Annotated in this window: 22 protein-coding genes and 1 pseudogene; 15 read left to right on the forward strand and 8 right to left on the reverse strand. The window is 64.1% G+C overall.

What is annotated here, in order from left to right:
• Position 1 precedes the first annotated feature (1 nt).
• The 3 genes from MUU55_RS06420 to MUU55_RS06430 all read left to right on the forward strand — a co-directional run bounded on the left by MUU55_RS06420 (position 2) and on the right by MUU55_RS06430 (position 4143).
• Positions 2 to 1960: a 3-hydroxyacyl-CoA dehydrogenase NAD-binding domain-containing protein gene (locus MUU55_RS06420; protein WP_244759965.1), complete on the forward strand. Its 1959-nt coding sequence runs from the start codon at positions 2 to 4 to the stop codon at positions 1958 to 1960.
• A 69-nt stretch (positions 1961 to 2029) separates the two neighbouring features.
• Positions 2030 to 3265: a cysteine desulfurase-like protein gene (locus MUU55_RS06425; protein ID WP_244759966.1), complete on the forward strand. Its 1236-nt coding sequence runs from the start codon at positions 2030 to 2032 to the stop codon at positions 3263 to 3265.
• Positions 3266 to 3327: 62 nt separating this feature from the next.
• Positions 3328 to 4143 (forward strand): helix-turn-helix transcriptional regulator, encoded by an 816-nt coding sequence (locus MUU55_RS06430; RefSeq protein WP_244759967.1) that lies wholly within the window; start codon positions 3328 to 3330, stop codon positions 4141 to 4143.
• Between the two features lie 211 nt (positions 4144 to 4354).
• Here the strand turns inward: MUU55_RS06430 and MUU55_RS06435 are convergent, their stop codons facing one another.
• Entirely contained in the window at positions 4355 to 5467 is a 1113-nt protein-coding gene (locus MUU55_RS06435) for an aminotransferase class I/II-fold pyridoxal phosphate-dependent enzyme (protein ID WP_244759968.1), read from the reverse strand.
• Positions 5468 to 5670: 203 nt separating this feature from the next.
• On the opposite strand from MUU55_RS06435, the gene MUU55_RS29360 reads away from it, so the two are divergent.
• The 6 genes from MUU55_RS29360 (at position 5671) to MUU55_RS06460 (ending at position 9462) form a co-directional block, all read left to right on the forward strand.
• Positions 5671 to 6237, forward strand: coding sequence for a transporter substrate-binding domain-containing protein (locus tag MUU55_RS29360; protein WP_425314149.1), 567 nt, complete (start codon positions 5671 to 5673; stop codon positions 6235 to 6237).
• Positions 6234 to 6485 carry a transporter substrate-binding domain-containing protein gene (locus MUU55_RS29365; RefSeq protein WP_425314150.1) on the forward strand — a complete coding sequence of 84 codons (252 nt, stop codon included), beginning with the start codon at positions 6234 to 6236 and terminating at the stop codon, positions 6483 to 6485. The genes MUU55_RS29360 and MUU55_RS29365 overlap by 4 nt, the downstream gene beginning before the upstream one ends.
• Before the next feature lie 64 nt (positions 6486 to 6549).
• Complete coding sequence (locus MUU55_RS06445) at positions 6550 to 7245, forward strand: ABC transporter permease (protein ID WP_244759969.1); 696 nt, start codon at positions 6550 to 6552, stop codon at positions 7243 to 7245.
• Positions 7242 to 7934, forward strand: coding sequence for an ABC transporter permease (locus tag MUU55_RS06450; RefSeq protein ID WP_244759970.1), 693 nt, complete (start codon positions 7242 to 7244; stop codon positions 7932 to 7934). The genes MUU55_RS06445 and MUU55_RS06450 overlap by 4 nt, the downstream gene beginning before the upstream one ends.
• Positions 7934 to 8671 (forward strand): amino acid ABC transporter ATP-binding protein, encoded by a 738-nt coding sequence (locus MUU55_RS06455; protein WP_280518881.1) that lies wholly within the window; start codon positions 7934 to 7936, stop codon positions 8669 to 8671. The genes MUU55_RS06450 and MUU55_RS06455 overlap by 1 nt, the downstream gene beginning before the upstream one ends.
• An 11-nt stretch (positions 8672 to 8682) precedes the next feature.
• Positions 8683 to 9462, forward strand: a complete 780-nt coding sequence (locus MUU55_RS06460; protein WP_244759971.1) for an inositol monophosphatase family protein — start codon at positions 8683 to 8685, stop codon at positions 9460 to 9462.
• A 50-nt stretch (positions 9463 to 9512) separates the two neighbouring features.
• Here the strand turns inward: MUU55_RS06460 and MUU55_RS06465 are convergent, their stop codons facing one another.
• From MUU55_RS06465 to treZ, 3 genes are all read right to left on the reverse strand, one after another.
• Positions 9513 to 9767: a DUF982 domain-containing protein gene (locus tag MUU55_RS06465; protein ID WP_244759972.1), complete on the reverse strand. Its 255-nt coding sequence runs from the start codon at positions 9765 to 9767 to the stop codon at positions 9513 to 9515.
• Positions 9768 to 9867: 100 nt separating this feature from the next.
• Positions 9868 to 10245 carry a CBS domain-containing protein gene (locus MUU55_RS06470; RefSeq protein WP_244759973.1) on the reverse strand — a complete coding sequence of 126 codons (378 nt, stop codon included), beginning with the start codon at positions 10243 to 10245 and terminating at the stop codon, positions 9868 to 9870.
• A complete protein-coding gene (treZ, locus tag MUU55_RS06475; protein ID WP_244759974.1) occupies positions 10224 to 12077 on the reverse strand; it encodes a malto-oligosyltrehalose trehalohydrolase in 1854 nt (617 codons plus the stop codon). The genes MUU55_RS06470 and treZ overlap by 22 nt, the downstream gene beginning before the upstream one ends.
• Positions 12078 to 12286: 209 nt before the next feature.
• Here treZ and glgX point away from each other — a divergent pair, with 209 nt between their 5' ends.
• Both glgX and MUU55_RS06485 read left to right on the forward strand, forming a co-directional pair.
• Entirely contained in the window at positions 12287 to 14374 is a 2088-nt protein-coding gene (gene glgX, locus MUU55_RS06480) for a glycogen debranching protein GlgX (RefSeq protein ID WP_244759975.1), read from the forward strand.
• Positions 14375 to 14383: 9 nt separating this feature from the next.
• Entirely contained in the window at positions 14384 to 15448 is a 1065-nt protein-coding gene (locus tag MUU55_RS06485; protein WP_244759976.1) for a DNA topoisomerase IB, read from the forward strand.
• A 76-nt stretch (positions 15449 to 15524) separates the two neighbouring features.
• On the opposite strand, the gene MUU55_RS06490 is transcribed toward MUU55_RS06485, so the two are convergent.
• From MUU55_RS06490 to MUU55_RS06505, 4 genes are read right to left on the reverse strand one after another with little or no spacing between them, the layout of a single operon-like run.
• Positions 15525 to 15785 (reverse strand): DUF2934 domain-containing protein, encoded by a 261-nt coding sequence (locus MUU55_RS06490; protein ID WP_244759977.1) that lies wholly within the window; start codon positions 15783 to 15785, stop codon positions 15525 to 15527.
• Between the two features lie 28 nt (positions 15786 to 15813).
• Positions 15814 to 16080 carry a DUF982 domain-containing protein gene (locus tag MUU55_RS06495; protein WP_244759978.1) on the reverse strand — a complete coding sequence of 89 codons (267 nt, stop codon included), beginning with the start codon at positions 16078 to 16080 and terminating at the stop codon, positions 15814 to 15816.
• Complete coding sequence (locus MUU55_RS06500) at positions 16077 to 16466, reverse strand: CBS domain-containing protein (RefSeq protein WP_244759979.1); 390 nt, start codon at positions 16464 to 16466, stop codon at positions 16077 to 16079. The genes MUU55_RS06495 and MUU55_RS06500 overlap by 4 nt, the downstream gene beginning before the upstream one ends.
• 15 nt (positions 16467 to 16481) lie before the next feature.
• Complete coding sequence (locus MUU55_RS06505; RefSeq protein ID WP_244759980.1) at positions 16482 to 16688, reverse strand: hypothetical protein; 207 nt, start codon at positions 16686 to 16688, stop codon at positions 16482 to 16484.
• A gap of 128 nt (positions 16689 to 16816) precedes the next feature.
• On the opposite strand from MUU55_RS06505, the gene MUU55_RS06510 reads away from it, so the two are divergent.
• The 4 genes and pseudogenes from MUU55_RS06510 (at position 16817) to MUU55_RS06525 (ending at position 21895) form a co-directional block, all read left to right on the forward strand.
• Positions 16817 to 17599 (forward strand): SDR family oxidoreductase, encoded by a 783-nt coding sequence (locus MUU55_RS06510; RefSeq protein WP_244759981.1) that lies wholly within the window; start codon positions 16817 to 16819, stop codon positions 17597 to 17599.
• Positions 17600 to 17788: 189 nt separating this feature from the next.
• Positions 17789 to 17998: a hypothetical protein gene (locus tag MUU55_RS06515; protein WP_244759982.1), complete on the forward strand. Its 210-nt coding sequence runs from the start codon at positions 17789 to 17791 to the stop codon at positions 17996 to 17998.
• A gap of 720 nt (positions 17999 to 18718) precedes the next feature.
• Positions 18719 to 19441: pseudogene (locus tag MUU55_RS29370) on the forward strand (PAS domain-containing protein); the annotation flags it as partial.
• A 96-nt stretch (positions 19442 to 19537) separates the two neighbouring features.
• Positions 19538 to 21895: a response regulator gene (locus MUU55_RS06525; RefSeq protein ID WP_425314164.1), complete on the forward strand. Its 2358-nt coding sequence runs from the start codon at positions 19538 to 19540 to the stop codon at positions 21893 to 21895.
• Positions 21896 to 21942: the final 47 nt, after the last annotated feature.

The following is a 21942-nucleotide window of genomic DNA, read 5'->3' on the forward strand; positions in this document are numbered from 1 at the left end:
GATGCGGTTTTCCGAGAGCGTTTCGGCTTCCAGCCATGACGGCGTGCTCGTCGTCACCATCGACAATCCGCCGGTCAACGCGCTCTCGGCGCATGTCCGGGCCGGGCTGGTTGCGGCGTTGGACCATGTCGCGGGGACACCCGCCATTCTGGGTGTCGTGATCGCCGGCGCGGGCCGCACCTTCATCGGCGGGGCCGATATCCGCGAATTCGGCAAGCCGCCGGTCGCGCCTATGCTGCCCGAGGTGATCGAGCGGATCGAAGGCTTGGAGAAGCCGGTGGTTTCGGCCGTGAACGGTGCCGCCCTCGGCGGCGGCTGCGAGGTGGCGCTGGCCTGCCATGGACGTATCGCCGGGGAAGGCGCGAGCTTCGGCCTGCCGGAAGTGAAGCTCGGCCTCGTGCCCGGTGCCGGCGGAACGCAGCGCCTGCCGCGTCTAGTCGGTACGGTTGCGGCCATCGACCTCATTGGAACGGGACGAGCGGTGAAGAGCGCGGAGGCTGTCGCACTGGGCCTTGCCGATGCCGTTGCCGCCGATGCTGTCGCTGTCGCCATCGCCACCGTGCGGGAAAAGGCCGGGCAGTCGTTGCGCCGCACGGGCGCGCTTGCCGTACCAGCTGCGGACGAGGTTGCCGTAAACGCGGCGGAGGCGAAGGTCATCGGCAAGAGCCGGGGCCAGACGGCCCCCGTCGAGGCCATCCGCCTCGTCAGGGCCGCCGGCCGGCTCGACCTTGAACAGGGTCTGGCGGAAGAGCGGGCCACCTTCCTGCGCCTGCGCGATTCCAAGGAATCCGCCGCCTTGCGGCATGTCTTCTTCGCCGAGCGCGCCGCCGGCAAGGTTGACGCGCTTGAGGGCATTCAGCCGCGGCGCATCGAAACCATTGGTGTGGTCGGCACGGGGTTGATGGGCTCCGGCATCGCCGTCTCGGCGCTCACCGGCGGCTACCGCGTCGTTGCGCTGGAGCAGAGTGTGGAGGCGGCCGAGAGCGGCCGCGCGCGCATAGCCGGCCTGCTCGACAAGGCCGTCCAGTCAAAGCGCCTCACGCCGGAGACGCGCGATGCCTGCCTCGCCCGGCTGGAAACGACCGCCGAGCCCAAAGACCTTGCGACGGCCAATCTGGTCATCGAAGCGGTTTTCGACGACCTCGCGGTCAAGACCGAGCTGTTCCGCAGGCTCGACGGCATCGTCGCGCCGCAGGCCATCCTGGCCACCAATACGAGTTATCTCGATCCCGACGCGATCGCCGCCACGACCGCTGATCCGTCCCGCGTGGTCGGCCTGCACTTCTTCTCGCCGGCCAATATCATGCGGCTGGTGGAAGTGGTCGACTGCACGAGAACCGCGCCCGATGTGCTGGCAAGCGCGCTCGCCTTTGTCAAACGTCTCGGCAAGCTCCCCATCGTCTGCGGCGTCACCGAAGGTTTTGTCGGCAACCGCATCTTCTCCGCCTATCGCCGCGAGGCGGAATTCATGGTGGAGGATGGCGCGCTGCCGCAGGAGATCGATGCCGCGATGGAGGCCTATGGTTTCCCCATGGGCTTTTTCGCCGTCAGCGACATGGCCGGTCTCGAAATCGCCTGGGCGCGCCGCAAGCGCCAGGCCGCGACGCGCGATCCCGCCGAACGTTATGTCGAGATCGCCGACAGGCTGTGCGAGGCGGGCCGTATCGGCCGCAAGACCGGACTCGGCTGGTATGCCTATCCGGGGGGCGAGAAAACCGTCGATCCCGCCGTTACCGCTGTCATCGACGCGGCGCGGGCCGCGAAGGGCATCGTGCCGCGCGCCTTCACGGCAGAGGAGATCATGGACCGGCTTCTGACCGTGATGGCCGACGAGGGCAGGGCGCTGCTTTCCGAGGGCATTGCCGCGCGCGCCAGCGATATCGATCTGGTGATGATCAACGGTTACGGCTTTCCCGCACACAAGGGCGGGCCGATGTTCGCCGCCGGCCTCATCTCCTAGGTGGATGGCGGCGACGGGCGGAACGCGGCACACAGGAGCGACAACAGCGTTCTGAAAAGGGTGCCGCCCATGACTGCCTATCCGATCGACCTCATCCGCGCTTCCTTCCCGGCCTTGGAGGATTCGCGCACCGCCTATCTCGACAATCCCGCCGGAACGCTGGTTCCCCAAACGGTGATCGATGCCGTGGCCGGGGCGATGGCGACGGCCTCGTCCAATCTCGGCGGGCGCTTTGCTGCGTCCCAGCGCGCGGATGCCACCTGGCGTGCGGCGCATGATGCGGCGGCGGAGTTCGTCAACGCGTCCTCCTGGCAGGAGATGATCATCGGCCCGAACATGACGACGCTCGCCTTCCAGATGGCGCGCGTCATCGGCAGCACGCTGTCGCCTGGCGACGAGATCATCGTCACGCGCATGGATCATGAAGGCAATGTCTCACCCTGGCTTTCCATGGCCGAGACCTATGGGCTGAAGGTGAAGTGGCTGCCCTTCAACAAGGAGACCTGGCGCATCGAGCCGGAAGACCTTGCCGCCCTTCTGACGCCGCGCACGAAATTCCTGGCGCTCAATTACGCCTCGAACATGACCGGCAGCATCAACGACGTCGCTGCGTTGACGGCGCTGGCCAAGGCGGCGGGCGCGCTGGTCTGGATCGATGCGGTGCAGCTTGCGCCGCACCACCTGCCGGATGTACAGGCGATCGGCTGCGATTTCCTCGTCTGCTCGTCCTACAAGTTCTTCGGCCCGCATCTCGGCGTGCTCTGGGGCCGCGGCGATCTCCTGCGCGCGCTGCCGCCGCATCGCGTGCGCTGCCAGAGCGACGACATTCCGGACCGTTTCTGCACCGGCACGCCGCAGACCGAGCTTCTTGCCGGTCTCACTGCGACGATCGATTATCTGGCATCGACAGGCGAAGCCGCCGGCAGCACGGGCACGCGGCGCGAAAAGATGGCCGGTGCCTATCAGGCGTTCGATGCCTATGAGGCGGGCCTGACGCGCCGGCTGATCGGCGGCCTGATCGCGCTGCCGGGTGTCCGGCTGGTCGGCATCGCCAATCCCAACCTCTTCGCCCATCGCGTGCCGACGATCTCGTTTACGCATGCTCGCGTCTCGACGCATCGTTTCGCCGAAGCGCTGGCAGGCGAGGACATCAATATCTGGTCGGGCCACAACTACGCGCTGGAGCCCGCCCGCCATCTCGGCCTTTCCGAGGATGAGGGCGTGGTGCGCATCGGTATCGCGCATTATAATTCCGCCGAGGAGATCGAGCGGACGCTCACCGCGATCGGCAAGCTTGTCGCGTGAGGACGGCTGTCGTAAAGGGGTATAAATAGCCGTTTTTCTTCGGGAATCTTGCAGATGGAACCATGACCGATAGTGCCAGCTGGATAGAGCCTTTCGCCCATGCGCTCGACCGCTACGACCAGCCCGACAGTGTGTCGGCGCTGCTGGCGGCCATCGGCTCGGTGGCGCGGTTCCATCTGGCGCTGTCTGTGGTGCATCGCAAGAACGGCGGGCCGAGTTATGTGTTCGACACGTTTTCCGGGCCCAAGGCCAAGCGGGCGGTGCAGCTGTTCATCGCCGGCACCTATCTGCTCAATCCGTTCTACAACGCCTATCTCGCCGGCCTGCCGGCGGGAATCTACCTGATGCGGGATCTGGCGCCGGACGAGTATCTCGGCTCCGATCTCTATCGCGGCCTCGACATCCGCCGCCATGAGGACGAGGAGCTGGGTTATCGCACCCATGGCTGGCCGGAGGGCATGGAGGAGCTGCTGATTGCCATCGAATTGCCGGGTGGCGAAATGGCGGAGATCAGCCTGTCCCGCATCCGGAGCGAAGGCGGTTTCGACGCGGCGTCCGTCGCACGGCTGCGCGAGGCGCATCCCTTGATCGCGGCGATCTTCCGAAGGCTCTGGGCGCATCTGTCGCGCAACGAGAGTGCGCCGCAGGCGCGCCCCATCGATCATCTCTTCAGCGATTTCGGTCGCGATGTGCTGAGCCCGCGCGAGCGGGAGGTGGCGCTTCTGATCCTGAAGGGGCATTCCAGCGAATCGATCAGCTTCCACCTGGGCATCTCGATCGCCACCGTGAAGACGCACCGGCAGAAGCTCTATGCCAAGCTCAATCTCTCCACGCAGCAGGAGCTGTTCTCGACGTTCCTGCGCAGTCTCAATCTGTGAGGCGAGGGGCGCGCGCTCGTCTCAAGCCGTACCCACAACCCGTGCTCCACCCACCAACGTCATCCTCGGCCTTGAGCCGAGGATCCATGCCACAAATTCAACGCGTGCCGTGATATGTGGATCCTCGGCTCAAGGCCGAGGATGAGGGAGGAGAGGGGTGGAGACTGTGTCGGCGGCTAGGGGCGAACCTGGTTCGCCCCACGCTCATTCTTCAAGCCTTCAGGTTTTCACGGATCGCGGCCGAGATCGCCGCAAGCCCCTTGCGCAACTCGTCCTCGGTCGGCCAGGCATAGCCGATGCGGAAGTGCCGGTCGTCCTGTTCGAACCAGCTGCCGCGGCCGACATAGGCCTGGTGGCGGCTGTAGAGGCTTTCGTGGAAGCCGGCGAGATCGACATTGGCCGAGGGCACGATGCGCGGGAAACAGACGCAGCCGCCTGACGGCTCGATCCACTCGACGAGCGGCTCGGAAGTGATCCAGTCCTTGACGATGGCAAAGGCGCTGGCGATGCGGGTATTGTTGAAGGCGAGCCACGCATCGCGCTGGCTGAGCGCGACATAGGCGATGTATTCATCCACCGTGCTGCCGGAAATGCCGATCTGCTCGCGCGCGGCCAGGAAGGTTTCCATCAGGACCGCATCGCGCGTGATCAGCCAGCCGATGCGGATGCCGGGAATGCCGTAGGTCTTGGAGAGCGAGGACACGCTGATCACCCGGTCCGACAGGCTGGCGGCGACCGGCAGCATCGTGCCCGCGGTCATCTCGCGATAGGTCTCGTCGAAGAGCAGGCGGGTGCCCTTGCGCTCGATGAGGGCGACCAGCGCCTTCAGCTCGCTTTCGGAAATCATCACGCCGGTCGGGTTGTGCGGATAGGTGACCGAGACATATTTCGTCTCCGGCCGGATTGCCGCCTCGATGGCGGCGAGGTCAATCCGGTAGCCGGTCTCGAAGGTGAGATCGACAATGCTCATGTCGGCGCCGATGGTGCGCGGCGTCTCAAGGTTCGTCGCGTAGTTCGGCCGCACGACGACGATGTGGTCGCCGGCCTCCAGCATCGAGGTCGCGATGATGAAGAGCGCGCCCGCCGCACCCGCCGTGACGAGCACGTCGTCGGCCTTCAGGCCGTCACCCGCGCCGGCAATCAGGCCGCGCAGATCCGGCGCGCCGCGGTGGTCGCCGTAGCAGAGCAGGATGTCGTCCAGCCTGAGGTTCAGCTCACCGAGGCGGCGGTCGGCGACTGAGCTTTCCGAGAGATTGTAGCGGATCGTGTCGTATCCGAGCTGCTCGGGGGATTCCAGCTCGATGGGCATGCGGACATATTTCATGGGGCTCTCCTCTGGCCTGCATACCAAAGGGCTAGATCAACCTGATGTCACATTCCATCCACCCCGAGGGTGATGGCGGTCGTCATTTTCGGGCTCATCGGCATCATCCCCTAGGTGGATTTCCTCCCCCCCTCCTGGCGGCGCATCGTTGCCCATCGGCGGAGTGAGGACCGTCGTCAGAGCCAACAAAGAAGGGGAATGCCATGAAACTCATGACCGGTCTGTTGTCCGCCACAGTTGTCAGCCTGATGGCGGTTGCCATGCCCGCCCAAGCCGAAACGCTGCGCGTCGGCATGGAATGCACCTACGCGCCCTTCAATTACCGCACGCCCGAAGGCGAGATGGCCGGCTACGATGTCGACGTCGCCAAGGGCATTGCCGAGCGCATCGGCGTCGAGCTTGATTACGTCTGCCAGGAATGGGACGGCATGATCCCGGCGCTGCTCGCCAGCAAATTCGACCTGATCGTCGCCTCCATGTCGATCACCGAGGAGCGCAAGCAGAAGATCGATTTCTCGGTTCCCTATCGTGTGTCGCTCGGCCGCATCCTCGGCTCAAAGGACGCAGCGCTGAAACTGTTCGACGCGGACGGCAAGCCGATCCCGGACGCCTTCAATGGCCTGCGCTTCGGCGTGGAGCGTGCTTCGACCTATGCGAAATGGGTGGAAGCCAAGCTGCCGGGCGCGGAAATCGCGCTTTACGACGGCGCCCAGCCCATGCTGCTCACCTGCAGAACGGCCGCATCGATATCGCCATCACCAATCCGATGAAGGCCTATCTCGACTTCCTCAGCAAGGAGAACGGTGCCGGCTTCGAATTCGTCTCGCCGCCGATTGACGAGGTCGAATATTTCGGCCCGGGCGTCGGCGTGGGCCTGCGCAAGGGCAATGACGAACTGCTCGCCAAGATCGACAAGGCGCTCGAGGAGATGATCAAGGACGGCTCGCTGGAAAAGTTCAGCCTGAAATATTTCCCCTTCTCCATCCAGCCGGCAAACTGGAAGGGCGTCGGCCAATAACAAGACCTCCGGGCGTCGCGTCAGACGCGGCGCCCGATCCGCATAGAGATTCTGGAGGTACGGCATGTCGATACTCGACGGCTGGTGGGACGACTTCTTCTTCGGCCTGATGACGGTGCTTCAGGTCTTTTCGGTGTCGCTGGTGATCGCGGTCGTGTGCGGTCTCCTCGGCGCCTCGGCGAAACTGTCCAAAAGCCGCATCCTGCGCGGCATCGCCCAAGGCTACACCATCGTGTTTCGCGGTGCGCCGGAACTTCTGGTCCTGCTGCTCTTCTATTTCGGCATGGCGATCGCGCTCACCAAGCTGGTGCAGTTCGTCAATCCATCGGTGAAATTCATCGACCTGCCGCCGTTCTGGGCGGGCTCCATCGCCATCGGCCTGATCGTCGGCGCCTATATGACCGAGACCTTCCGGGGCGCCTTCCTCGGCGTCGATCGCGGGCAGGTCGAGGCGGCGCGGGCGCTCAGCCTCAAGCGTCATCAGATCTTCCGCTATGTGCGCCTGCCGCAGATGTGGCGGCTGGCGCTGCCGAATTTCGGCAATCACATGCTGTCCATCATGAAGGACACCGCACTCGTCTCGATCATCGGGCTGGAGGAAATCCTCTTCGTCGCCAAGATGGCGAACTCGCTCATCCACCGCCCCTTCCTGCTCTACATGACCGTCGCCCTGATCTACCTGGCCATGACCACTGTCATCACGCTCGCCGTCGGCTGGCTGGAGCAGCGCGCCAACCGTCATCTGAGAGGTGCCCGATGAGCTTCGATCTCTCGCTGATCGCCACCAGCCTGCCGAAGATCCTTCAGGGCCTGGGGCTGACCCTCAACCTTCTCGCCGTCTCCACCCTGTTCGGCCTGATCCTAGCCGTCGGCATCCTGCTGATGCGGCTGTCGCACCGGTCCTGGCTCGTCTGGCCGGCCAAGGCCTATATCTACTTCTTCCGCGGCACCCCGCTGCTCGTCCAGCTCTTCGTCATCTATCACGGGCTGCCGCAGTTCGGCTTCATCCGGCAGAGCGTGCTCTGGCCGATCCTGCGCGAACCCTACTGGTGCTCGGTCATTGCGTTGTCGCTCAACACGGCGGCTTACGTCTCGGAAATCCTGCGCGGCGGCGTGCTCGGCGTCGACAAGGGTTTTGTCGAGGCCGGCAAGGCGCTCGGCCTTTCCAAGTTCCAGCGCACCACCCGCATCACCGCCCCGCTCGCCGTCCGGCTGGCGCTGCCCGCCTACAGCAACGAGATCGTCTCCATGCTGAAGTCGACCGCGCTCGCCTCCACCGTCACGCTGATGGAAATGACGGGTGTCGCCCGCACCATCGTGGCCGATACCTTCGCCCCTTATGAGATCTTCATCGCCGCGACGATCATCTATCTCGTGCTCGTCTGGATCATCCAGACCGGCTTCACGCTGATCGAGACCTATGCGAACCGCCATGTGAGAAAGACCTGATGGCCGATATCATTGTCCTGGAAAAGATGAACAAGTTCTACGGCACCTATCACGCGCTGAAGGACGTCAATCTCACGATCGCCAAGGGCGAGAAGGTCGTGGTCTGCGGCCCCTCGGGCTCGGGGAAATCGACCATGATCCGCTGCATCAACCGGCTCGAGGAGCATGACGGCGGCCGCATCGTCGTCGGCGGCCAGGAGCTGACCGATGACGAGAAGAAGATCGATCTGGTGCGCCGCGAAGTCGGCATGGTGTTCCAGAGCTTCAACCTCTTCCCGCATATGACCGTGCTGGAGAACCTGACGCTCGCGCCGCGCCTGGTGCGCAAGATGGCGACGGCGGAGGCGGAAGCCATCGCCATGAAATATCTCAGCCGCGTGCGCATTCCCGACCAGGCGCACAAATATCCATCACAGCTTTCGGGCGGTCAGCAGCAGCGCGTCGCGATCGCCCGTGCGCTCTGCATGAACCCGGAGGTGATGCTGTTCGACGAGCCGACCTCGGCGCTAGACCCGGAAATGATCTCCGAAGTGCTCGACGTGATGACCGACCTGGCCCGCGAAGGCATGACGATGGTCTGCGTGACGCACGAGATGGGCTTTGCCCGCTCCGTCGCCGACCGCATCGTCTTCATGGACCAGGGCGAGATCGTCGAAGTCTCCACCCCCGCCGAATTCTTCGCAGCCCCCAAGTCCGAGCGTGCCCGCACCTTCCTCGGACAGATCCTTGCCCATTGAGTAGAGCAGCCATGACCGACAGCACCGAAACCTTCCTCGCCTTCGCCCAAGAGATCGCCGACAGCTCCCGCGCCCTGCTGCTGGCCGCCGCCGAAGAGGCGCCCCGCGTCGATCTGAAACAGGATGCGAGCTTCGTCACCGCCACCGACCGCGCCGTGGAAGCCCGGCTGCGCGAGCTGATCCGCGCCGCTTTTCCCGAGCACGGCATCATGGGCGAGGAATATGGCAGCGAGCGGCTGGATGCCGAATTCGTCTGGGTTCTCGACCCGATCGACGGCACCGCCGCCTGGGTCGCCGGCATCCCCGTCTATGGCACGCTGATCTCGCTGGCGCATGGCGGCAAGCCGCTGCTCGGCGTCATCGATCTGCCCGCAACGGCCGAGCGCCTGACCGGCATTTCCGGCCGCGGCGCCTGGCACAATGGTAAGCCGATCCGCTGCCGTAAGGGCACGGCGCTGGCCGATGCCTATATGACCTCCTCCAACCCGCGCTTCGTGCCGGAAGCCGACCGCGCGCCCTTCGCGCGTCTCGACAATGCCGTGCAGTTCACGCAATACGGCGGCAGCTGCTACAGCTATGCCTGCCTTGCGCGTGGCCGCACCGACCTCGCCGTCGATGCCGGCTTCGACGCCTACGACCTCTTTGCCCCGACCGCCATCATCGAAGGTGCTGGCGGTGTCGTCACCGACTGGCAGGGCGGTCCGCTCGATCTCGGCTGGAAGGGCTGCGTCGTCGCGGCCGGCGATGCGGCGCTTCATAGGCGTGCACTCGAGGTGCTTTCCTCTGGCTGACACACAACGCGACTGTTCGGCCCGGCTTCGGCTGCCGGGTCGTCTTCGCGTCAGTGCACGGTGATTGCGATATTCGCGTCGTAGGCCGCCGCGAGAAAAGCGTCGCGCACGTCTTCGTCCTCGACGTCCCCGTCCAGCGCGTCGGCACAGATTCGGATGGCGTTGTAGAAGGCGGCGCCATGCTGTTTCGGCCAGAATTCAAGCAGATAGGCCGCCGCTTCGAGGGAGCTGCGTACGATCACGAAGGTTCGCGCTTCGTCGTTGGTGACCACGACGGGCATCGGCCAGTTGTGCGTGCTTTCCATGACGAGCCTCCTTTCGCTGCCCCTCTCCCCTACAATCAGGGATGGCGGAAAAAGTTCCACGCGAAGGGAATGAGGCTGCTGGCTGGAGGCGCTTTGTCGTCTAGCTGCGGATCTGATGGCGCTTGAAGTCCGTCCGTGACACCACACCGGAAAGTCGGCTCTGGCGGTCGAGCACGGCGAGACGGCGCAGATGCAGCGATTGCATGTTGGCGAGCACGTTTTCCGGCGCCTCGTCGTCATAACAATAGGTGATGTTGGTCGTCATTATGTCGGCGACCTTGGTTGTCTCGGCGTCGAGACCGGGAGCGACCGCGCGCAGGATGATGTCGCGATCCGTCAATGTGCCGACGAGTCCGCTAGCATCGGCCACCGGCAGGAAGGCGATGTCCCATTCCGCCATGAGGTTTGCGGCATATTGCAAGGTTTCCTCCGGGCGGACGAGGTGAACGTTGCGGGTCATGATGTCGCCGATGTGCATGGGGGCCTCTCGAAAATGACTTCTGTAGGAACCACCGAGCGCATTTTTGGTTCCAGGACCCGTCGTGTTCGATCGAGAGCGACGCATATCCAGGGGCCGCTGCTCTCGCGGGGCGAAAGCGAGAAGATCGTGTCGCCCGGAACGGAAGGCTGCACGCCGCCTCCCGCCGTCAGGTGCGCGCGAAGCTGGAGCGTTCCTGCGGATGAGCGCCAGTCGATTGCGACAATGCCGTCTCCGGCCGGCGGGATGTGCGGCTCCACCCGGCCGTTTTTCAGCAGCGGTACGATATGTTGCTGCCGCAGGCGGATCAGGTCGCGGATGAAATCCATATGCCGCCGGCCCTCCGGAGAGGCGGCGCGGGTCCAGTCGAGTTTCGAGCGCAGGAAGGTTTCGTCGGCCAGTGGATCGGGCAGGTCGTCTATAGTCTTGCCTTCCGGCAGGCCGCCGAATTTTTCCGCCTCGACCTCGCGTCCTGCCTTCGTCGCCTGGGCGAGCTCGCCTTCGAAATCCACGAAGAACTGGAAGGGCTGTTCTTCGCCGTATTCGTCACCCATGAAGATGAGCGGCACCGGCGGGGACAGCATCAAGAGCGCCGTCATGACCCTGAGCATGTGGGGGTCGGCCAGCGTCGTCAGCCGGTCGCCGAAGGCGCGGTTGCCGATCTGGTCGTGGTTCTGCAGGAAATTGATATTGACGTCGGGCGGCAGCGGATCCTGCGGGGCCGGGCCGATGCGATCCTTCGCGCGGTCGGCGCGGGCAAAGCCTTTGGCGGCGGCGGCCTGGAGCGTGCCGAGCGTATCGTCGAGGAAATCCTTGTAGTAGCCGCCCGTCTCACCGGTTGCGAGGACATGCAGCGCGTGGTGGAACTCGTCGTTCCAGCCGGCGGTATAGTGGCGGGTGACGCCGTCGTCGCGGTTCAGCAGGCTCCTGCGGCTCAGTTGATCCTCCACGACAAGGTGAGTGTGCCGACCGGGCGTTGCCGCCCGCACGGTTTCGGCCAGCTCGATGAGCAGGTGCGGCTCGCTGTCGTCGATGATCTCTTCGGTGGCATCGAACCGAAGGCCGTCGAACCGATAGTCGACGAGCCAGTGCAGCGCGTTCTCGATGAAGTAGCGCCGTACCGCCGCTTCGTCGAAAGCGATGGACGAACCCCACGGTGTGTGGCGTTCGGGATGGAAGAAACGCGGCGCAAGGCGGGGCAGGACATTCCCGACCGGACCGAAGTGATTGTAGACGACGTCGAGCAGCACCATGATGCCATGACCGTGCGCGGCGTCGATCAGCGCCTTCAGATCGTCGGGGGTGCCATAGGCGGTATGCGGCGCATAGGGCAATACACCGTCGTAGCCCCAGCCGCGTGTGCCCGCGAAGTGGGAAACCGGCATGATCTCCATGGCGGTGATGCCGATGTTTCGCAGGTGCGGCAAGCGGTCGATTGCGGCGCGGAACGTGCCTTCGGGCGTGAAGGTGCCGATGTGCAGTTCGTAGAGGATCGCTTCTTCCCAGGGGCGCCCCGTCCAGCCGGTATGTTTCCAGGGGTAGCCACCATGATCGACGACGCGGGAGGGGCCATGGACATCATGCGCCTGCGCATGGGCGGCGGGGTCGGGGAGCGTCATGCCGTCGAAGAGGCGGAAGGCATAGTCGTCGCCGGGCTTCGCGTTTGTGCGCAGGCTATGCCATCCGTCGCCTGTTTGCCGCATGGCACTTTCGCGGCCGGCAACGACGAGCGTGACGGTTTCTTCCTCCGGCGCCCAGAGACGGAACGTGACGCCGCCCTCCTTTTCCAGGATAGGGCCCCAGCTGCGCCGCGTCATCGATGGCTCTGTCATCCGTTTCCTCTTCTGTTTGCCGGATTGGGAACCGTGCGAGCGGCGAAATGTTCCGGAACAATCCTCGTCTTTTCGCGTTGCACCATCGCGTTTTCACACCCTGCCGAAGGTTGCGCAGAGACCTTTCGGGTGTGAATCCGCATTGGCCGCTTCAGCCAGCCGCAGCTGCATCCGGGAGGCCATCCGTTCGCTCGAAGGGGACATATTGCATGAGCTTTACATTTTCCGAACTCGACTTCATGAAGCCCGAGCTCGGTGCTGAGTTCACCGGGGAGGGCACGCATTTCGCGGTCTTTTCCGCCCATGCGGAGCAGATGGAGCTTTGTCTCTTTTCCCCTGACGGCAAGGAGGAGACCGCCCGCCTGGCACTGCCCAAGCGCGAGGGCGACATCTGGTCGGGTTATATCGCGGGATTGAAGCCGGGTACGGTCTACGGCTATCGCGCGCATGGACCCTACGACCCGAAAGCCGGGCATCGTTTCAATCCGAACAAGCTTCTGCTCGACCCCTATGCCAAGCAGGTGCTGGGTGAACTGCAATGGGACGATGCGCTCTACGGTTATCGCATCGGCGACGCGGCGGCGGACCTTTCCTTCGACGCGCGCGACAGCGCGCCTTTCATGGTCAAGGGCATTGTGCAGGATCCGGATTTCGACTGGGCCGGCGATGCCGCCATCCGCCGTCCCTGGACGGAGACGATTATCTACGAAGCGCATGTGCGCGGCATGACGATGATGCATCCCGGCGTACCGGAGGAACTGCGCGGCACCTTCATGGGCATGGCAAGCGATGCGATCATCGAGCATCTCGTAGACATGGGCATTTCGGCCATCGAGCTGCTGCCGATCCAGTATTTCCCCGATGATCGCTACCTGCTCGAGAAGGGCCTCCGCAACTATTGGGGCTACCAGACGCTCGGCTTCTTCGCGCCGCAGTCGCGCTTCCTCTCCGGCAAGGCCATCACCGAATTCAAGACCATGGTGAAGCGCTTCCATGCCGCCGGCATCGAAGTGATCATGGACGTGGTCTATAACCACACGGCGGAAGGTTCGGAGCGCGGCCCGACGCTCAGCTTCCGCGGCCTCGACAATCTGAGCTACTATCGCCTGTCGCCGGAAGATCCGCGCCATTCCTATGACACGACCGGCACCGGCAACACTGTCAACATCGCCCATCCCATGGTGCTGCGCATGGTGCTGGACAGCCTGCGCTACTGGGTCGGCGCGATGCATGTCGACGGTTTCCGCTTCGATCTGGCGAGCACGCTCGGCCGCACGCGGCATATCGAATTCGACCGCGACGGCGCCTTCTTCGATGCCATCCGACAGGATCCGATTCTTTCGGGCGTTAAGCTGATAGCCGAGCCATGGGATGTCGGCGACGGCGGCTATCAGGTCGGCGGTTTCCCCCACCCGTTCCGCGAATGGAACGACAAATACCGCGACGACGTGCGCCGGTTCTGGAAGGGCGATGGCGGGCTGGTTGCCGGCCTTGCGTCGCGTCTCACCGGTTCGGCGCCGCAGTTCAACCATTCCGATCGCGGCGCGACATCCTCGGTCAACCTGATCAGCGCCCATGACGGCTTCACCCTCATGGATACCGTTTCCTACGACGGCAAGCACAACGAAGCCAATGGCGAAGAGAACCGCGACGGTCACTCCGACAACCATTCGCACAATATGGGCGCGGAAGGCGTGACCGACAACATCGACATTATTGCCGCCCGTGACCGCCGCCGTCGCAACATGATCGCGACGCTGATGCTGAGCCAGGGCGTGCCCATGCTGCTCGGCGGCGACGAACTCGGCAACAGCCAGAGCGGCAACAACAACGCGTATTGCCAGGACAACGAGATCGGCTGGACGGACTGGAGCGGGCTCGACGACCCGTTCCTGAATTTCTGCAAGGGCGCCATCGCCTTCCGCAAGGCGCATCCGGCGTTGCGTCAGGAACGCTTTCTCACCGGGGATGCGGCGGAGGACGGTTCGATCGAGATCGCCTGGTACAAGCCGGACGGCAGCTTCATGAGCGATGCCGCCTGGACGGACGGCAATCTGCGCGCCCTTGGCCTCTTCCTTTGGAAGTCGGCGAACGGCGAGGGGCAGGACCAATTGTTTCTCGTCTGCAATGCGGGTGGCGATTGCACTGTCAAGCTGCCGTCCGCAAACGGTATTGCGGCCTGGAAGCGTGTCCTGGATACGGGTGCGCCGGGAGACGATGCCTTCGCCGAACATCCAGTGGAAAATTCTGCCACGGTCTATGGCGCGAGCATCGCCGTCTTCGAACCTGTGGGCTGATCGTCTGCCATGGCGCCGGACACTCTTTCGCAAACCGGTCTCGTCTATGTCTCCGACAGCGAGCCGGGAATCCGGCGCCAGCGCGCCGGCCGCAGTTTCTGCTACCGTTTGCCGGACGGCGCGCTCGTGCGGGATGCGGCGCTGAAGGCGCGCATATCCGCGCTCGGCCTGCCGCCGGCCTATGAGAACGTCTGGATATGTGTTCAGGACAACGGCCATCTGCAGGCGACCGGCTATGATGCGCGCGGTCGAAAACAGTATCGTTATCATGCCGACTGGCAGGCGCTGAAAAGCGGCGACAAGTTCGGCCAGCTCATCGCTTTCGGCCGAGCGCTGCCGAAACTGAGGCGGGTGGTGCGGCGCGATCTCGACGGCACGGCCGGCACCGTCGATACGATGCTGGCGGCCATCACGGTCCTGCTCGATGAGGCGCAGCTGCGTGTCGGGAACCGCACTTATGCGCAGGAGAACAAGACCTATGGCGCGACAACGCTGTTGAAGCGCCATGTCTCGCTGGCCGATGGCCATGTCGAGCTGCGTTTCACGGCAAAGGGCGGCAAACGTGTTCGCCGCACGTTGAAACACCCGCGCCTGCAGCGGATTCTGGAAGAATGCGCCGACTTGCCCGGCCGGCAACTCTTTGTCTGGAGGGACGAGGCCAATCTGGTGCGACCGGTCGATTCCGGCCGGCTCAACGCCTATCTTGCCGACATCTCAGGCATCAGCGTCTCGGCGAAGACGTTCCGTACCTGGGCAGGCAGCCTCGCGGCGTTCTCCCTGGCACGCCATGCCATCGAGGCCGGGGGGCGCGCGACGATCAAGGCTATGGCGATGGCCGCCTCCGAGGTTCTGCACAATACGCCGGCCATTGCACGGTCGAGCTATATTCACCCCGATATCATCGCCCTTGCCGAGACGCCGGAGATGCTTCGCATCGCCATGCGCCGCCCGCCATTGGCACTTGCAGGCCTGCGGGCGGAGGAGGAGCGGCTTCTGCGTTTTCTCGAAAGCCGCCGCAATGCACGTCGCCGCGCAGGCAGGAAAGCGCCGGTGCTATCGTCGCCCAAGGCGTGAGCATCGACACAGCGTGACGCGGCCCTTCGAGAACATTCCAAGCCGGAGCAAGGTCGCTTCGGCATCGGAAAATACTCTAGGGCCGGAGTGGTGTCTCCTTGGGGGTGGCTTTGCGCCGGGGCTGCCGGGTCGAATCAATGGCCCTTCGGGTGGCGGCATCGGCTTCGACCGCGTTGCGTTTTGTTCGCAGATGTTCGGGAAGGGCAATTCTTTCGAGCTCTGCGCGTTCGCGCGCTGCCTGTTCCCAATGCTCTTGGTCCTTGCCGTGCGGTCGGCCTGCCGTCTCCCAGAGACTGTAGGCGCGTTTGCTGATCCATTCCTGGCGTTCGTCTTGCACGATGATGTCCCTTTGAAAGTGTCGGCGGTTATGCCACCGTCCACGCGTTCACGCTGAAGCCGGCCTCTCTGGCGGCTTCGATAAAGGCCCGGCGGGCAAATGCAGGGTCGTCGTCGCTGGTCAGCCCCTGCTCGCCGACGCTTATCGCCGTCCGCATGGCAGGGCCGTTCTCGGTTGGCCAATGGTTCTTGAGGCAGAGCAGGGCGTCGCGCGTGCTCTGCACGCGCAGCACGCGTCCCTTCGCTTCGAGAACCACCGCTTCGTCCCACAGCCTGTCCGTCGCGTAGATGGTCACTTCACGCCCTCCATCGCCGGTTCGGCCGGAATATCGACGAGGCTGACGATGCCGACGACGCGCCTGTCGTCGTTGACGACCACCAGCCGCCGCACCGCGAGGTCGCGCATGCGGGTCGCCACTGCGGCCGTCTCGTCATTCTCGTTACACACTTCAGGTGACACCGTCATGAATTCGGCAACGCCGGTCGAGGTTGAAAGACCCTTCGCCAGCACGGAAACGACAATGTCGCGGTCGGTGATGATGCCGACGATGGCACCGATGCCGGGCACCTCCACGGGTAGCGCACCCACTTCCGTTTCCAGCATCAGCCGGGCGGCCGACTGGGCGGTGTCGTTGGGGGAGGCGGTTACGATCTGGGCGGACATGACGTCCTTTACGCGCATCTTCGCTCGCCTCCTTCAGAGCCGTCCATTGGCAAGGCTGCGGCCGTTCGGCGCCGCGGGAACGACCACCTCGTCGCGATGCCCCGGCCCGAGCGGCAGATCGACCTGATGCGGCACGATGATTTGCGGATCCCAGGCGTTGCGGCGTTTGTTTCTTGGCGGGGTATCGACATCCGTATGCGCGGCGGGTTTGCGGGCGATCGGCTTTTTTTTCTGGCGCACGTAAAACTCCTGCGAATGGTCTTCGTCTTCGAAACAAACGTCGCTGTCCGGCCATGGTTCCGAAAAAACCTCGGAACAGGACTGCTTCGGAGGCATTTCTGTCAGGCTCTTGGAATGGAGGAGACGCGATGCTGTTTGCAGGAAAGGTTGTCCTCGTGACGGGAGCCGGATCCGGGATCGGTCAGTCGACCGCCGAAGCGTTCGCCCGCCATGGCGCCAGTGTCGGCGTGCTGAGCCGGACCGAAGAGGAAGTCGTGGCCGTTGTGCGCGATATCCGGGCGCTGGGCGGAGATGCTATGGCGCTGGTCGCCGATATCGCGGATGAGACGTCGATGCGGGCGGCGGTCGACCGGCTTGTCGAGGGCTTCGGGGCTCTCGATATCGTCATCGCCAATGCGGGCATCAACGGCGTCTGGGCGCCGATCGACGACCTCAAACCCGCCGAGTGGGATGAGACGATCGCGGTCAACCTGCGCGGAACCTACCTGACCCTGCACCTTACCGTGCCGCATCTGAAGGCGGGAAGGGAGGCGAGCATCGTCGTGGTATCCTCCATTAATGGCAACCGCACCTTTACCACGCCGGGCGCGACCGCCTACGCCGCGACCAAGGCCGCGCAGCTCGCGATGGTGCAGCAGCTGGCGCTGGAACTCGGCAAGTCGCAGATCCGCGTCAATGCCATATGCCCCGGGGCAATCGACACGAGCATAGGCGACAACACCCGTCAGCGCGGCGCAGCCGAGGCGGGCATCCCCGTCGTGTGGCCGGAAGGTGAGGTCCCTATCTCATCGGGCGAGCCGGGTACGGCGGCGGATGTCGCGGATGCGATCCTCTTTCTCGCGTCCTCCAAGGCACGCCACATCACGGGTGTTCCACTCTGGATCGATGGCGGTCAGGGATTGCTGCGGTGAAACCAGGGAACCAAATGCGCCCCCGTGAACTTCGGGTCGCGTGCCGCCGTGCATGACAGTGCGTTTGCAAGTCGTGCCTCTGACCATCTGCCCCGACCTCGATATCGGTGACGATTTGGAGAAGACAGGGCGGATTGGGAACTTCTTGGCGAGGATCGAGTTTCCTTCTGTCGTGTGGAGGAGAATGAGATGAACGAACAGTCCCATATCCAGTTGCATTTCGACGTATTGAGTTGCCGGGCAATGCTGTCCTGCGAGGGCAAGGACTATGTGCTGCCGGATACCTATCCCACCAAGGAAGCGGCGGCGGCGGCCGCGAAGACCTTCGCCTGGGAGCGGTTGGGGGTGAGAGGCGGCCGTGTTGCCAAGCCTTCGGACCTTCCCGTGTTCCAGCGCTAGGTAAAACCGGCAGCGGTTCCACGGCGTCATTTGACGTCGCGTATTCCCGCCCTATTTCCGTGGCTGCCGTCAGGCGCTTTCGGCGAGGGCGGGACAAATTCGAATAACGGTATCGATCACGATCTTCCGGTGGGAAAGCAGTCCGGGAAGACCGGCGGGCACAGGGGGCGATGAATGCGGGTGGAAGACGGGCTGGAGGGGGCGGTCAACAGCCGTTACCCGTTTCTCAGCGGTGGTGGCGATGTCGCCCGCCTGATTACCGCCTTCGACTGGAGCCACAGTTCCATAGGCGACCTCGACAAGTGGCCGTCGAGCCTCAAGAACACCGTCAGCCTCATGCTGCGCTCTCCGGTGCCGATCGTCCTCCTCTGGGGGGAAGACGGCATCATGATCTACAACGATGCCTATTCCGTCTTCGCGGGTGGCCGCCATCCGGCGCTGCTCGGAAGCAAGGTTCGTGAAGGCTGGCCCGAGGTCGCCGATTTCAACGACAATGTCATGAAGGTCGGTCTGGCTGGCGGCACGCTTGCCTACAAGGATCAGGAACTGACGCTCCTGCGCCATCGTGGCGAGCCGGAGCAGGTCTGGATGAATCTGGATTATTCGCCCGTGCTCGGAGAGGATGGTCACCCCGCGGGTGTCATTGCCATCGTGGTCGAGACGACCGGCAAGGTGAAGGCCGAGGAGCGATTGAAATCGGAAGGCGAGCGGCTGCGCGAGATGTTCGAGCAGGCGCCCGGATTCGTGGCTACCCTTGTCGGTCCGGATCATGTCTTCAGCGGTGCCAACAATGCCTATCGCCAACTGGTGAATCACCGGGACATCATCGGCAAACCGCTCCGCGCGGCGCTGCCCGAAGTGGTCGAGCAGGGCTTCGTCGATCTGCTGGATCGTGTTCTCGCCACCCGGCGCCCCTATGTCGGCAAGGGTGTGCGCGTGCTCCTTGAACGGCGCCATGACACCGCGCCGGACGAGCGTTTTCTCGATTTCATCTATCAGCCGGTCTTCGGCGAGGACGGCAGGCCGACGGGCATTTTCGTGCAGGGCCACGACGTGACCGAGCAGAAGGCGGCGGAGGATGCGTTGCGCGAAAGCGAGGCGCGGTTTCGTCTTGCGGCCGACAACGCCCCGGTCATGCTCTGGATGGGAGACGAAACCGGCAAGTGCCTCTATCTGAACGCGGCAAAACGCGCTTTCTGGGGTGTCGAGCCGGACGAGGTCGCCAGCTTCGATTGGAATACGACGGTGCATCCCGACGACCGCCAGATGCTGGCCGAGGTCTTCGGGGATGCGATGCGCCGGCGAGCGCCGTTCGTCGTCGAGGCGCGCTATCGCCGCAAGCTGGGTTGCTACCGCCTCCTACGGACCGATGCGCATCCGCGTTTCGATGCCTCGGGCGAATTCCTCGGCATGATCGGCGTGAATGTCGATGTCACCGAAATGCGCGCCGAAGAGATCAGGCGCGATGCGCTGATCGCATTGACAGACCGCCTCGGACAGCTCACGGATCCCGCCGACATCGCCTTCGCGGCGGCAGAAATGCTCGCCAAGGTGCACCATGTTAGCCGCGCCGGTTATGGCACGATCGACCTCGTCGCCGAGACGATCACGATCGAGCGCGACTGGAACGCGCCGGGCGTGAAGACGATTGCCGGCGTGCTGAATTTTCGCGAATACGGCAACTACATCGACGATCTCAAACACGGCGAAACCGTCGTCGTGGCGGACGCGGAAAAGGACCCGCGCACGAAGGCGACGGCCGAAGCGCTGAAGGCGATCAAGGCGCGGGCCTTCATCAACATGCCGGTGACGGAAGCGTCGGGCCTCGTCGCGCTGCTTTATCTCAATCACGAGGACGTGCGCGAATGGTCGGCGAGTGAGCTGGATTTCGTGCGTGATGTCGCCGCGCGCACCCGCATCGCGGTGGAGCGCCGCCGGGCGGAGCAGAAGCTGGAGCAGCTCGCCAACTCGCTGGAGCGGCAGGTCGCCGAGCGTACGGCGGAGGTGAACCGCCTCTGGCGCAACGCGCGCGACCTCCTCGTCGTCACCGGTGAGGATGGCACGATCCGGTCCGTCAATCCCGCCTGGTCGGATGTGCTCGGCTTTGCGGCGCGCGAAAGCATTGGGCGGCGCCTTGGCACGTTCGTCCTGCCGGAGGATTCCGCGCGCTTCCTTACCGGCGACCGGCGGTTCGGTTCAGCTGAACTGGAGGTGCGCTTCCGTCATTTCGACGGCTCTGCGCGATGGATTTCCTGGCGAATTTTCGTGGAGGAAGGACTGAATTTCGCCTATGGCCGGGATGTTACGGCCGAGCGCGAGCAGGCGCGCGCGCTGGCTGAGGCGGAGGAGTTGCTGCGCCAGGCGCAGAAGATGGAAGCCATCGGCCAGCTGACAGGTGGCGTCGCGCATGACTTCAACAACCTGCTTCAGGTGATTTCCGGAAATCTCCAGCTCCTAGGCAAGGACATCGCCGGTAATGCGCGTGCCGAGCAGCGCGTCGTCAATGCCATTGCGGGCGTCAGCCGCGGTTCCAAGCTCGCAAGCCAGTTGCTGGCCTTCGGGCGCCGACAGGCTCTGGAGCCGAAGGTCATCAATATCGGCCGCTTCGTCGCCGGCCTCGAGGACCTCCTGCGCCGTACAATCGGTGAGGCAATCGAGATCGAGACGATCCGCTCCGGCGGCCTCTGGAACACCTTTGTCGATCCGCTGCAGATCGAAAATGCCGTGCTCAATCTCGCGATCAATGCGCGCGATGCCATGAAGGGCGTCGGCAAGCTGACGGTCGAGGTCGGAAATGCCTTCATCGATGACGCCTATGCCCGGCAGCATGGCGATATCAAACCCGGCCAATACGTTCTCGTTGCCGTGACGGATACCGGCGAGGGCATGGCGGTGGATGTGATGGAACGGGCTTTCGAGCCGTTCTTCTCGACAAAGCCCGCCGGAAAGGGCAGCGGCCTCGGTCTGTCCATGGTCTACGGCTTCGTCAAGCAGTCGGGCGGGCATATCAAGATCTACAGCGAGCCGCGCGAAGGCACGACCGTGCGCATCTATCTGCCGCGGTCCCTCGAGGAGGAGGATCGTCTCGCGGAAGCCGATTTCGGGCCCATCATCGGCGGGACGGAAACCATTCTCGTCGCGGAGGACGACGACGAGGTGCGCGCGACCGTCGTCGAGATGCTGGGCGACCTCGGATATTCCGTGCTGAAGGCGCGCGATGCCGCTGGTGCTCTGACGGTCATCGAAAGCGGCGTGCCGATCGACCTCCTGTTCACCGATGTCGTCATGCCGGGGCCGTTGCGCAGCCCGGACCTCGCCCGCAAGGCGCGCGAACGCCTGCCCGGTCTCGTGGTGCTCTTCACCTCCGGCTATACGGAAAACTCCATCGTCCACGAGGGGCGGCTCGATGCCGGGGTCGATCTTCTGCCGAAGCCCTATACGCGCGAGGCGCTGGCGCGAAAGCTGCGTGCCACGCTTGCCGGCCGCAAGCCGACGCCGCCCAAGGCCGACGCCGCGTCTCTGCCGCAGGAAACGCCCGAAAAGCCGCGCCGTCTCAGCATCCTGCTGGTTGAGGACGACTTCCTGATCCGCCTCAACGCCGTCGATCTCGTGCAGGAGCTCGGTCACGAGGTGGTCGAAGCTGCGACGGCGGAGGAGGCGTTGCCGCTTCTCAAAAGCCGTACTTTCGATGTGCTTCTGGCCGATGTCGGCCTGCCCGGCATGTCGGGCGTGGAACTGGCGATCCATGCCCGCGAGGAAAGGCCTGCCATCGGCGTCGTTTTCGCCACGGGGCATAGCGAGCTGCCGGCCGTTCCGGGCGAAGGTCCCGCCATTCTCCTGCAGAAACCGTACGGCCCCCTGGAGATCGCCGAGGCGCTTGCAGCCACGGGCGTGTGACCGCATGGAACCTTGCACGGCTTCGCCTGTTTGACGGTCATATCGTC

This window comes from Shinella curvata, from assembly GCF_022899935.1.
Taxonomy (GTDB): Bacteria; Pseudomonadota; Alphaproteobacteria; order Rhizobiales; family Rhizobiaceae; genus Shinella; species Shinella curvata.

Coding starts and splice junctions, on each gene's coding strand:
- MUU55_RS06420 (WP_244759965.1), top strand. CDS start 2: ATGCGGTTTTCCGAGAGCGTTTCGGCTTCCAGCCATGACGGCGTGCTC.
- MUU55_RS06425 (WP_244759966.1), top strand. CDS start 2,030: ATGACTGCCTATCCGATCGACCTCATCCGCGCTTCCTTCCCGGCCTTG.
- MUU55_RS06430 (WP_244759967.1), top strand. CDS start 3,328: ATGACCGATAGTGCCAGCTGGATAGAGCCTTTCGCCCATGCGCTCGAC.
- MUU55_RS06435 (WP_244759968.1), bottom strand. CDS start 5,467: ATGAAATATGTCCGCATGCCCATCGAGCTGGAATCCCCCGAGCAGCTC.
- MUU55_RS29360 (WP_425314149.1), top strand. CDS start 5,671: ATGAAACTCATGACCGGTCTGTTGTCCGCCACAGTTGTCAGCCTGATG.
- MUU55_RS29365 (WP_425314150.1), top strand. CDS start 6,234: ATGAAGGCCTATCTCGACTTCCTCAGCAAGGAGAACGGTGCCGGCTTC.
- MUU55_RS06445 (WP_244759969.1), top strand. CDS start 6,550: ATGTCGATACTCGACGGCTGGTGGGACGACTTCTTCTTCGGCCTGATG.
- MUU55_RS06450 (WP_244759970.1), top strand. CDS start 7,242: ATGAGCTTCGATCTCTCGCTGATCGCCACCAGCCTGCCGAAGATCCTT.
- MUU55_RS06455 (WP_280518881.1), top strand. CDS start 7,934: ATGGCCGATATCATTGTCCTGGAAAAGATGAACAAGTTCTACGGCACC.
- MUU55_RS06460 (WP_244759971.1), top strand. CDS start 8,683: ATGACCGACAGCACCGAAACCTTCCTCGCCTTCGCCCAAGAGATCGCC.
- MUU55_RS06465 (WP_244759972.1), bottom strand. CDS start 9,767: ATGGAAAGCACGCACAACTGGCCGATGCCCGTCGTGGTCACCAACGAC.
- MUU55_RS06470 (WP_244759973.1), bottom strand. CDS start 10,245: ATGCACATCGGCGACATCATGACCCGCAACGTTCACCTCGTCCGCCCG.
- treZ (WP_244759974.1), bottom strand. CDS start 12,077: ATGACAGAGCCATCGATGACGCGGCGCAGCTGGGGCCCTATCCTGGAA.
- glgX (WP_244759975.1), top strand. CDS start 12,287: ATGAGCTTTACATTTTCCGAACTCGACTTCATGAAGCCCGAGCTCGGT.
- MUU55_RS06485 (WP_244759976.1), top strand. CDS start 14,384: ATGGCGCCGGACACTCTTTCGCAAACCGGTCTCGTCTATGTCTCCGAC.
- MUU55_RS06500 (WP_244759979.1), bottom strand. CDS start 16,466: ATGCGCGTAAAGGACGTCATGTCCGCCCAGATCGTAACCGCCTCCCCC.
- MUU55_RS06510 (WP_244759981.1), top strand. CDS start 16,817: ATGCTGTTTGCAGGAAAGGTTGTCCTCGTGACGGGAGCCGGATCCGGG.
- MUU55_RS06515 (WP_244759982.1), top strand. CDS start 17,789: ATGAACGAACAGTCCCATATCCAGTTGCATTTCGACGTATTGAGTTGC.
- MUU55_RS06525 (WP_425314164.1), top strand. CDS start 19,538: ATGCTCGCCAAGGTGCACCATGTTAGCCGCGCCGGTTATGGCACGATC.